General features: G+C 34.3%; 8 protein-coding genes. 4 read left to right on the top strand and 4 right to left on the bottom strand.

The genetic code is table 11. From position 1 onward, the window contains the following. Window positions 1–365 precede the first annotated feature (365 nt). Together BTR34_RS08350 and BTR34_RS08345 are read left to right on the top strand one after the other, a co-directional pair. Window positions 366–1,202, top strand: coding sequence for a class I SAM-dependent methyltransferase (locus tag BTR34_RS08350; protein WP_068485762.1), 837 nt, complete (start codon window positions 366–368; stop codon window positions 1,200–1,202). Next, window positions 1,192–1,389: a hypothetical protein gene (locus BTR34_RS08345; protein WP_068485760.1), complete on the top strand. Its 198-nt coding sequence runs from the start codon at window positions 1,192–1,194 to the stop codon at window positions 1,387–1,389. Before BTR34_RS08350 ends, BTR34_RS08345 begins: the two co-directional genes overlap by 11 nt. 185 nt (window positions 1,390–1,574) lie before the next feature. Here the strand turns inward: BTR34_RS08345 and BTR34_RS08340 are convergent, their stop codons facing one another. Beyond that, window positions 1,575–2,012, bottom strand: a complete 438-nt coding sequence (locus BTR34_RS08340) for a hypothetical protein (RefSeq protein ID WP_068485758.1) — start codon at window positions 2,010–2,012, stop codon at window positions 1,575–1,577. Between the two features lie 119 nt (window positions 2,013–2,131). On the opposite strand from BTR34_RS08340, the gene BTR34_RS08335 reads away from it, so the two are divergent. Beyond that, entirely contained in the window at window positions 2,132–2,533 is a 402-nt protein-coding gene (locus BTR34_RS08335; RefSeq protein WP_157483889.1) for a hypothetical protein, read from the top strand. Window positions 2,534–2,826: 293 nt separating this feature from the next. Here BTR34_RS08335 and BTR34_RS08330 read toward each other — a convergent pair whose 3' ends face one another. Further along, window positions 2,827–5,004, bottom strand: a complete 2,178-nt coding sequence (locus BTR34_RS08330) for a PorP/SprF family type IX secretion system membrane protein (RefSeq protein WP_068485754.1) — start codon at window positions 5,002–5,004, stop codon at window positions 2,827–2,829. 7 nt (window positions 5,005–5,011) lie between these two features. Beyond that, a complete protein-coding gene (locus tag BTR34_RS08325) occupies window positions 5,012–7,258 on the bottom strand; it encodes a T9SS type B sorting domain-containing protein (RefSeq protein WP_235843245.1) in 2,247 nt (748 codons plus the stop codon). Window positions 7,259–7,483: 225 nt separating this feature from the next. On the opposite strand from BTR34_RS08325, the gene BTR34_RS08320 reads away from it, so the two are divergent. Beyond that, window positions 7,484–9,169 carry a glutamine--tRNA ligase/YqeY domain fusion protein gene (locus tag BTR34_RS08320; protein WP_068485750.1) on the top strand — a complete coding sequence of 562 codons (1,686 nt, stop codon included), beginning with the start codon at window positions 7,484–7,486 and terminating at the stop codon, window positions 9,167–9,169. A gap of 248 nt (window positions 9,170–9,417) precedes the next feature. Here the strand turns inward: BTR34_RS08320 and BTR34_RS08315 are convergent, their stop codons facing one another. After that, the gene (locus tag BTR34_RS08315) at window positions 9,418–10,347 is read right to left on the bottom strand and encodes an SPFH domain-containing protein (protein ID WP_068485748.1); all 930 of its coding nucleotides are present in this window, start codon (window positions 10,345–10,347) and stop codon (window positions 9,418–9,420) included. Window positions 10,348–10,454 lie beyond the last annotated feature (107 nt).

Below are 10,454 nucleotides of genomic sequence, written 5' to 3'. Positions count from 1 at the left end.
TTTTGCGATATTAGTACCACAATGATACTCATCACTTACTATACATGACCTGTAATAATTTAGACATGGCTTTAAGATATCTAATTTTGTTTTAATTCATAAAACGAGTCTATAACTACAAACTAATTATTATTCTATATCTTTATAATCTGTTTTACTAATTCCACATATTATCTGGGTCTTTCCAAAAAAGACACTCTCGGCTAGGGAGTAAATAACGCATATCTAAATTTTAATGCGCAGATAATTATACACATTTATTTTATCTCGTTTTAAATTAATACTTGATTGAAAAATCAATTGAATTATTAGGTTTAAAACTGGATTCGGCAATTGGGAATGCGATTATATTTAAGTGAATTATAATGAAAAGTAAACAGTTAATACCCAAAAATATAGAGGTGTTCTATACCAAAGCATCTGAAGAAACCAGACTTGATAAAGGAATGGGAGTTTTTGAATTTGAAAGAATTAAAGATTTAATTGAAAAATATATTTCTAATACGACTTTAACGATTATAGATGTTGGCGGTGGAACTGGAAAATATTCCGAATGGCTTGCTAATAAGGGACATCAAGTGCATTTGGTAGAGCCAGTTTCTAAACATCTACAAATAGCAAACAAAAGGGCTAGGAGACTAAAGAACAAGTTCTCCATATACTTAGGTGAATCAAGAAAATTAGACTTTCAAAATAATTTTGCGGACTTAGTAATTCTTCATGGTCCTTTATATCATCTTCAAAGAAAAGAAGACAGAGATTTGAGCATAGTAGAAGCTAAACGTGTTTTAAAAAATGGCGGAATTATTTTGGGTTTTGCCATTAATTATACCGCATCAACCTTAGTAGGACTTTTAAATGGTTTAATACATAAAAAGTCCTTTTTTGAAATGTGCAAGAATGAATTGACTACCGGAATACATAATCCACCAGATGATTTTCCATGGCTATTGGCTGAGGCATATTATCACAAACCCGAACAACTAAAAGAGGAATTTTCACATCAAGATTTAACTTACTTAAACACATATGCAGTTGAGGGAATGGCTTGGCTTGATAAAGATTTCTTTGCAAACATGCTGAATAATAAAAAGAGAGAAACCTTAATTCAACTACTAAAAATCACTGAAAACGACAGCTACATTTTACCTTTTAGTCCGCATATGATGATAGCCGTAAAAAAAGAAACAAATGGAAAATAAAGACAGATATTTTAAAGCACTAATTGAAAACCAAGGTAAATTAAATGAAATTGACTTAGGAGAAAAAATTCAACTAGATGAAAATGAAACTAGAGAAATAATTTCACAACTCTTATCTGAACATAGAATTGGATATGAGGAAAACAGCTTTTGTAAGTATAGTATTATAAACAAGAAGAGAAAGTGATTATGAAACTATATTGGATGGGTTGATTTTCAAAAACCTACTTTTATTTCTAAGGGAAAAACAATAATCTAAATTATACAGTTTTGCTATACCAAATGACATCCGGAAATGTATTTAATTTCCGAATACATGATAAGTATTGTTTTGGTATCGATTGGCAAATACCAACTATAAAAAGACTTTTTTTAATTATAGTTAAAGTTGTCTTTTTCCTTTTTTACTCCAAAGGAGTTTTCATCAATCCATAGAAGATCCCAATTAATAATTGGATCCGAATTGTAGCTTTCAAGGCTTACTGATTGTTCTTGAGAATTAAAACGATAATATCCATTGATTCCTCCTTGGCGAATGATTTCTCCCTGGCGAATTTCATTTCCGCACCGCCGCCCTATACTCCTTCCTGAATTAAAGGTTATTCGATATTCACCGGTAGTTAAAAAACGAAGTTCCCAATCGACTTTGAGTGTTCTAACCCGCTTATAAACTGTAAAAACACTATTACCTTCTTTTATGGTTTTATAACTCGTCCAACGACCAATTAGATAAGATTCGGAAACTTGTTCTACTTGACCAAAACATAATTGAGCAAAAAAGAGGATTAGCAAGATTATTGGTTTTCTCATAAATTGATAAAAACAAGAACCGTTCCAACCGATGTACAATTACTTTAAAACTAGCAATATGATAAGTCACTCTTTTCAAAGTTGGTCCTCAATTATAATGTCAAGTAACCCAATGTGTTTTGATTCGTCCTATACTTATGAAAGAAATGATGCTTTTACTTTTCATACTAATTCAAGTTCAAGTGACATTTGAAGTTGTGTTAGAAAATGAATTAATCGGTACATGGAAGATTGAAAAAGTTCAAATCACCCGACCATGGTTTTGCATTCGAAATGACATCAACCAAATTACTGGAAGCACTTTTACATTTACCGATGAACATTTACTCCTTATAACTTCAAATAATAAATGGTTCTCGGTAGATAATGATGATCAATTATACTGGTTTATAGAAGACGAACATCTTGTTATAAAATCTAAGAATACTCTAGAAGTCTTTCCGACAAAAATCACATTTGAAAGAGACCAGTTGATTTTATCAATTTCTAATTTAGTTACGATTATCTTAAAAAAGAGCTAGCATAAGTTGATGTCGTGCTAAAGTTTATATTCAAGAAAAAAGGAAAGTTAAAAGATAGCTTATTTCACTTAGAAAAAATTTAAATTATTTAAAATACAACTTGGTATTTTAAATATTACATGAGAAAGAAAACTTGTGTCTTAACTATGATATGAAAACTAATGAAATAATATAACGATTGGTTTTTAAAAATTTTGTTCTATTGATAAATTCTAAACTATTCAAATCAAAAAGTCCTTTTCATCGTTGATGAAAAAGGCTTTGTATAATCGTATTTGTAATATATAGTCGCGCTACACGAGCTGTTCTTGATTAACGCGCATAATCCACATTTTATCGTTATAGGCGTCATTTAATTTAGAGTAATAGGAAATAAGGGCATGGGTCCAAGAGTCATGTTTTTTAAGATAAACATATCTATAATTGTTCTTTGGATTAATAAAATAACTTGCATTTAAACCATAAGAATTTAAAAGCGCCACAAACCTTTTGGCATTATTAGGATTTGCAAATACGTTCGCAATTAAATAATATCCAGAACCAGCACCTTCAATCTTATAAGATTTAGAATCAGTATCATTAGAGGTAACATTGTCTTTTACTATTCTGTTAGATGTCAAAACATCACTATCGTATTTCGATGATTTTTTCTTGAGTTTATTAACATTGCTAACATAAGCGTCATTGGTATATGTATTATCGACATTCATTATCCACATTGCGCCATTGTACTTGCCGTTAAATTTAGAATCATGAGCAGCTACTGCATCTTCAAATGTTTCAAAACGCTGTAGATATACATATTTTAAACCATTATTAGGATTGTCAATATAATCTGCACTAATTCCATCATCATTTAATGTGTTCAAAAAACTGTCCATATACCGACCTCCCTTATATACATTGGCCACTACATAATACCCGTCGGTTACATTGGGTAGGTTTTTAAATTTTCTACTTTTAACCCCATCTTGTACTACTTGAGTTTCCTCGGCATCAACAGATTTGGAAATAGCCTTAGGTCTATTTGCTACAACAACATCTTTAGGTTGAACTTGGTCTGTAAACCTATCCTCTAAAAGAGTACTTTCCTTAGTAACAGATTCAGCAACATCTTGCTTTTCATTAACCAGGTTGTTTCGTTCGTTGGCCTTAACAACTACTCTATCTTGTTGTATTTGGTTTACACCCGTATTGGCCGAAACTGATTCCCCAGCATTACTTGGGTTATGGATAGATGCCACTTGTGTGTTACTATTCTTATCCATAAAAAGGTCCTTCGCTTTTTCTTCTAAATCGGGTCTATCACCGTTGGTTTCATTACGTACCATACGCATAACCATTTCAAAACGTCGCTCCAGATCACTTTGACGAGTAGCTTCTATGGAATCTTGGCGGAACATTAATTCTTCTATAATAGCATCATTTTCAGCCAATTTTTGTTTTAACTCAGCTATTTCCTCATTCGTAGCTAAATTCTCAGGTTCTTGATCATTTGTTACCAAATCATCTTCAAAATCGTCTTCTAACATAACCCTATCTTCGGTAAGGTTTGGAGAGAATGAATAGGCTACGGAAATTTCATGTGTAACTCCAAAGTTATCAAAGTTGTTGGACAATCCTTTTTCCATCGTATAACCCAAAGAAATTCTTTGGTTAAGATTAAAACCTACACCTGCGGCAGCCCCATAGAAACTATCATATCCACCTTGGATCCATCCTAATTTTGGAAGATCAAGGATTAAACTTCCTCCTAGGGTTACATCTTCTTCACCTACTTTTCTAACTCTGGCCAAAGGCATTAACCTAGCTTGTTCAAAAATTCCATCTTTATTTTCAAACTGATGGGTATATTGTAAGTGTGCAGAATAGGTTTTATCCTTAAACTCGGTTACGGACGAACTACTTTTTAAATTGTAGTCAAAAAGGTTTTCTGCGAACATACCTACATCGAACTTGCCATATGAAAGGTTGAAACCTGGTTGAAAAGATAGTAGGCTTTGATCTTGCAATCCGGCTAAAAAAGGATCCTCCTCTACAGTAGAAGCTCTACCGTTATCAAATCCACTTTGGTAATAAGAAACATTTGCACCAAAAGTAAAGTTGCTTTTGTCGTTTAGTTTAATACCGTAGGCATAGTTTGCCAACACGCCAAAGTTACTTAAGATACCTTCTCTTTGAGAATAAAGGCTAAGACCTAAACCGGTTTTATCACTTATACGTCCGCTATAGCTTAAAAAGTAGTTTTGATTATTATCATCAAATTGTACCGATTGGTTTCGGTGTAATAAATTGATATACGATTTGTCTTCCCTAACCGTTGAAAAAGTAGGGTTGATTAAAAATCGGTTATACTTTAAAAGGTTCTGGGCAGGAACATCGTATGATACAAACGGATTATCCTCTTGCCCGCTAACCTTCATGGTAGCAAACACAAATAACAATAAATATAAAACACTTTTCTTTAGCATGGTGCGCTTAACGTATTACTGTGATCGTACCCTGTTTAAGTACTTCACTGGCATTTCTAATTTTATAGTAGAATACCATGTTTTGTTTGGTGAACGCAGTGGTTGACTGCGGCCAGTTATTTTTATAATCGAATTCGTTTACAATTTCTTGACCTTGTTCATTGTAGATAATAACATTGACATCGGCTTTATTAGAATAAGAATTAGGTATAATCCATTGATCGTTAATACCATCTCCATTCACGGTAATTACATTTGGCACTTTAAAGGTGTCCAAATAGGTTACTTCTACCTGTCTAACAATCTCACAATTATCGATAGAAGCTATTAGGGTATAACTACCCGCTTCGGTAAGGGTAATGCTATCAGCGTTACTTAATTCTACCGCATTGGCATCTAACCATCTGTAGGCGGTACCTCCACTCGCAGTAACCGTTCTAGTTGTACCTTCTGGCATTACTATTTCTGTTCCGGGATCTAGTGTAATTAGGTTTTCATCCAATGGAGAAACCACAATTTCATTGGAAATCAAAGAACAACCATCTCTATCAATTGCAAGGCTATATGTCCCTGCCGTAGAAACTGTTAATTCAGCATCTGTAGTATTAATTGATGTACCGTCTAATTGCCATTGAAAAGTAGCTAAGTTTAAATCGGTCGACGTACTTAATGTAATGGTTTCGCCACCACTACAGAAAACAGTTCCAGAACTTGTAATAGCTATTGTTTCATTGGTTAATAATTGAACCGGTAAAACATTTGAGTCTACATCGAAACCACCAACTGTTGCATTTAAATTATAATCGCCATTTTCTGAATTGGAAGCCAAACTAATACTGCTGCTAGTTGCACCACTTATAGCCGAACCTCCTTTACTCCATTGATATGTAAACCCATTAAGTAACGCACTTGTAACATCTGTTTTAGTACCATCTGTGGCAACCGCATTTATAAGTTCAACTCCTAATGTAGTACTTGTACTTTCACAAGATGTATACGCTTCGGTATAATTTATGGTAATCTCAAAAGAAGCAGGAGATACAACCGTAGTTACATCGGAGTTTTTAGAAGATACAGAACAAGCGCCGCCCGTTTGGGTAACTTCTGCATAATACTCCCCATCTTCAGTAATCAAAAGTGAATTACTCGTTTCACCAGCAATCTCAACAGTATTTCTAAACCATTTAAAATTTGGTGTATTAGCAGTCGTACTTACCGATAAAACCTGACTTTGAGTAGGTAATATAACCAAGTTCGCTTCATTTTCCACCGTTACGGTGTACAAGTCTGCATTTGTAATACTAACTATTTCCGACATTTCATTGCAAATTCCAGTGCCTGCTATCTCTACCGTATAATCGCCTTCAAAACCAGCATTAGCGGCATTAACTATGTAACTTGTTCCAATAGCTCCTGTTATCGCATTTCCATTCTTGTACCATTGATAGTTCCAAGAAGAATTGGTTTGATCAATACTTAGGGTTTCTGAGTCTGTACTACAAAGTGAAGTTTTTGTTGGAGTATTAATTGCAATTCCGTTACCGGCACCACCAATATTGACATCAACTATATTTGAATCTGTATTTCCCGACCCGGTACATCTTTGTCCATAATCAACGTATACATTATACATACCGGTTTGGGTCACATTAAGCGTATGCCCTTTTTCTCCAATCAATTCCGTACCACTGCGAAACCAAATATACTGATAGGTTTCTGGATTTGCGATGTTATCTACTTGAAGCGTAATTGGACCTGTACTACATACACTCCCAGGAGGCACGCCGTTTCCTATTTCACTAATGTTCAAGTTAGAGGTAACATCCATATAGTACATGCTGTAGGCACTTGATTCTGATCCAACCTTTACAGGGTCCGTACTGCGAACACGCATTTTAAAACCATCGCCTCGCGTAGTGGTGGGCACAGAAAAACTAATGTCAAAATCTTTTACCGAATTCTTATCAGTAATAGTTTCTAATGTTTCTGCATTGGCAAAACTGCCGTTTGCATCTGATAATTCCAAAATAAATTGGTTGCCTGCATTTGCAGTGCCTATCCAACTAATACTCACATAATATTCGTTGAAGCCACCATTACCAGCACAAATGGCTGTCCACGGCGTACTTCCGGACAAGTTGGGATTATCAGCTGGTTCGGGAGCATTAATAACGATAGCTTGGGCGGACATCATAAAGAAACCGAACAGCATTAGTAATGAAGTAAAAATGTAATTTTTGGTTAAGCTTTTCATATGTATATGTAGTTATGGGGGCCACTACGGTTGAAAAAATGGTTAATAAGTTTTTTAGTAATCCATAATTTCATAGACAAATATGTTTTTTTATACGACGAAATGAAATTTATTGTTGTCGGAAGGAACATTTATGTTGTGAAATGCATTTTATATAAGGTCAGTTTAATTAAAGCAGTCCTATTGCCGCAATTTTGCTATTTTTGTAACCTGAAATAAAACAACATGAGTGAGACATCAAAGTCTTTAAATTTTATTGAACAAATTGTTGAGGAAGACTTAGCAAATGGATATTCTAAAGAAGAATTACGTTTTCGTTTTCCACCTGAACCCAATGGATATTTACATATAGGCCATGCTAGTTCTATTTGCCTAAATTTTGGTTTGGGTCTAAAATATAATGCACCGGTAAATCTAAGGTTCGATGATACAAACCCTGCAAAAGAAGAGCAAGAATTTGTAGATGCCATTAAAAAAGATGTGGAATGGCTGGGATTTAAGTGGGATACCGAACGGTATGCGTCTGACTATTTCCAACAATTATATGATTGGGCCGTAGAGCTAATTAAAGAAGGTAAGGCTTATGTTGATAATCAGTCTTCAGAAGAAATGGCCGCTCAAAAAGGATCTCCTTCAGAACCTGGAATAGAAGGTCCAAACAGAAATAGATCAATTGAGGAAAATCTTACTCTATTTGAAAAAATGAAAAATGGTGATTTTCAAGAGGGAACTCATGTATTAAGAGCCAAAATAGATATGACCTCGTCTAACATGTTGATGAGAGACCCAATTATGTATCGTATACTACATAAAGCTCATCACAGAACACATACCGATTGGTGTATTTATCCTATGTATGACTGGACACATGGGGAAAGTGATTATTTAGAGCAAGTTTCACATTCCTTTTGCACATTAGAATTTGCCATGCACCGCGAATTATACGACTGGTTTTTAGACCAAGTTTACGATGCTAAAAAAATGCGTCCAAAGCAAAGAGAATTTGCTCGCCGTAATTTAAGTCATACCGTAGTAAGTAAAAGAAAACTGGCGCAGTTAGTTGAACAAGGCTTTGTAACAGGTTGGGATGACCCTAGGATGCCAACCATTTCAGGATTACGAAGAAGAGGATATACTCCCGCATCTATCCGTAATTTTGTTGACACCATAGGTATAGCAAAAAGAGATAACCTTATTGATGTTTCTCTTCTTGAGTTTAATATAAGAGAAGATTTAAATAAGACTACGCACAGGGTAATGGGCGTGTTAAACCCTTTAAAACTAGTAATTACAAATTACCCAGAAGGGGAGTCGGAATGGTTAGAAGCCGAAAACTCACCAGAGGATGACGCCGCGGGAACCAGACAAGTACCGTTTTCTAGAGAATTATATATAGAACAAGAGGATTTTAAAGAAGAGGCAAACAAAAAATTCTTTCGATTAAAGTTAGGTGGTGAGGTTCGTTTAAAAAACGGTTATATTATTAAAGCTGAGACTTGCACTAAAGATGCCGATGGGAATATTACAGAGGTACAATGTACTTATGACCCTAAGAGTAAAAGTGGTAGCGGTACGGAAGAAAGCTTGCGTAAGGTAAAAGGGACATTGCATTGGGTTTCTATTGAACATGCGATTAAAGCTGAAATTAGATTATACGACCGTTTATTTACAGATGAAAGTCCCGATACACATAAGGACAAAGATTTCTTAGATTTTATAAATCCTGAATCTTTAACTGTAATTACGGGATATGTAGAACCTACATTAAAAGATGCTCGACCCGGAGATCGTTTTCAATTTCAAAGAATTGGATATTTCTGTGTGGACCCAGATACTACAGCCAATAAATTGGTTTTTAATAGAACTGTAGGTTTACGCGATTCTTGGGCTAAAATTCAAGAAAAAAAGTAATATAACCTAACTATCTCACAGGTTAAATTATATTTAATTTCGCTATACAAAACACCTCTAAATAAACCATTTAAAGGTGTTTTTTGTTTTTTAGACCTATTGATATAACAAGTATTCTAAAAAGCCTACATAGATCACCTAACAATAGTTGTTTCAATAAATGATACTGGGCAAAACAATCTAATAGAATAAAAAAGCCAGAAACTACAACGTTTCTGGCTTTATAAACTTTAGTCCAAAATAGTATTTTAGTCTTTAATTTTAGGCTTATTGGTTTTCTTCATGCTTTCACCGATCATATTACTAGCAGTAAAACTTGCGACCATATTATTTAACATGTCACTACCCGCTTGCGGAGAATTCGGCAACAAAATCAAGTTCGTATTCGTTTCTTCACCTATACTTTGTAATGTATCATAATGCTGTGTTACAACAATTAGGGCAGAAGCTTCTTGAGAATTGATGCCAACTTTATTTAAAACCTCCACAGACTCTTCCAATCCGCGAGCAATTTCTCTACGTTGGTCTGCAATACCTTGTCCCTGTAATCTTTTACTTTCAGCCTCGGCCTTTGCTTTTTCTACTATTAAAATACGCGCAGCGTCCCCTTCAAATTGGGCAGCAGTCTTTTGCCGTTCAGAAGCATTAATACGGTTCATTGCTTCTTTTACTTGTGCATCTGGGTCAATATCTGTTACCAAAGTTTTAATAATATCAAATCCGTAATCTAACATTGCTTCTTGTAATTCTGATTTAACAGCAATGGCGATATCATCTTTCTTTACAAAAACATCATCTAATTTCATCTTAGGCACTTCTGCCCTTACAACATCAAATACATAAGATGTTATTTGTTCATGCGGATATTCCAATTTGTAATACGCGTCATAAACTTTCTCTCTAATAACAACGTATTGGACAGATACCTTTAACTTAACAAAAACATCATCCAGTGTTTTTGTTTCTATAATTACATCTAATTGCTGGATTTTTAATCCAATACGAGCTGCAATTCGTTGCACGAAAGGAATTTTAAATTGAATGCCAGATTGTCTTACGCTAGTAAATTTTCCGAAAGTTTCTATTAATACCGCTGTTTGTTGTTTTACAATAAATACGCCCGAAAGAATAGTGGCAATCACCAAAAATGCAATCGGAATCCAAATAAATGAGCCCATAATTATTTCTTTTATAGTTAATACTGGAAGATACTAAATGCCTTTATATTATTAGTAGTATTTACTTAGCAAATGTTACAGTTTCTAAAGTGTAATATGGCAAGTAC

Origin of the sequence: Maribacter hydrothermalis (assembly GCF_001913155.1) — a bacterium.
GTDB classification, from domain to species: domain Bacteria; phylum Bacteroidota; class Bacteroidia; order Flavobacteriales; family Flavobacteriaceae; genus Maribacter; species Maribacter hydrothermalis.
This window is presented reverse-complemented; position numbering and strand designations above follow the sequence as displayed.

Excerpts from the sequence above, each read along its gene's own strand:
- BTR34_RS08350 (WP_068485762.1), top strand. The coding sequence starts at position 366 with ATGAAAAGTAAACAGTTAATACCCAAAAATATAGAGGTGTTCTATACC.
- BTR34_RS08345 (WP_068485760.1), top strand. The coding sequence starts at position 1,192 with ATGGAAAATAAAGACAGATATTTTAAAGCACTAATTGAAAACCAAGGT.
- BTR34_RS08340 (WP_068485758.1), bottom strand. The coding sequence starts at position 2,012 with ATGAGAAAACCAATAATCTTGCTAATCCTCTTTTTTGCTCAATTATGT.
- BTR34_RS08330 (WP_068485754.1), bottom strand. The coding sequence starts at position 5,004 with ATGCTAAAGAAAAGTGTTTTATATTTATTGTTATTTGTGTTTGCTACC.
- BTR34_RS08325 (WP_235843245.1), bottom strand. The coding sequence starts at position 7,258 with ATGAAAAGCTTAACCAAAAATTACATTTTTACTTCATTACTAATGCTG.
- BTR34_RS08320 (WP_068485750.1), top strand. The coding sequence starts at position 7,484 with ATGAGTGAGACATCAAAGTCTTTAAATTTTATTGAACAAATTGTTGAG.
- BTR34_RS08315 (WP_068485748.1), bottom strand. The coding sequence starts at position 10,347 with ATGGGCTCATTTATTTGGATTCCGATTGCATTTTTGGTGATTGCCACT.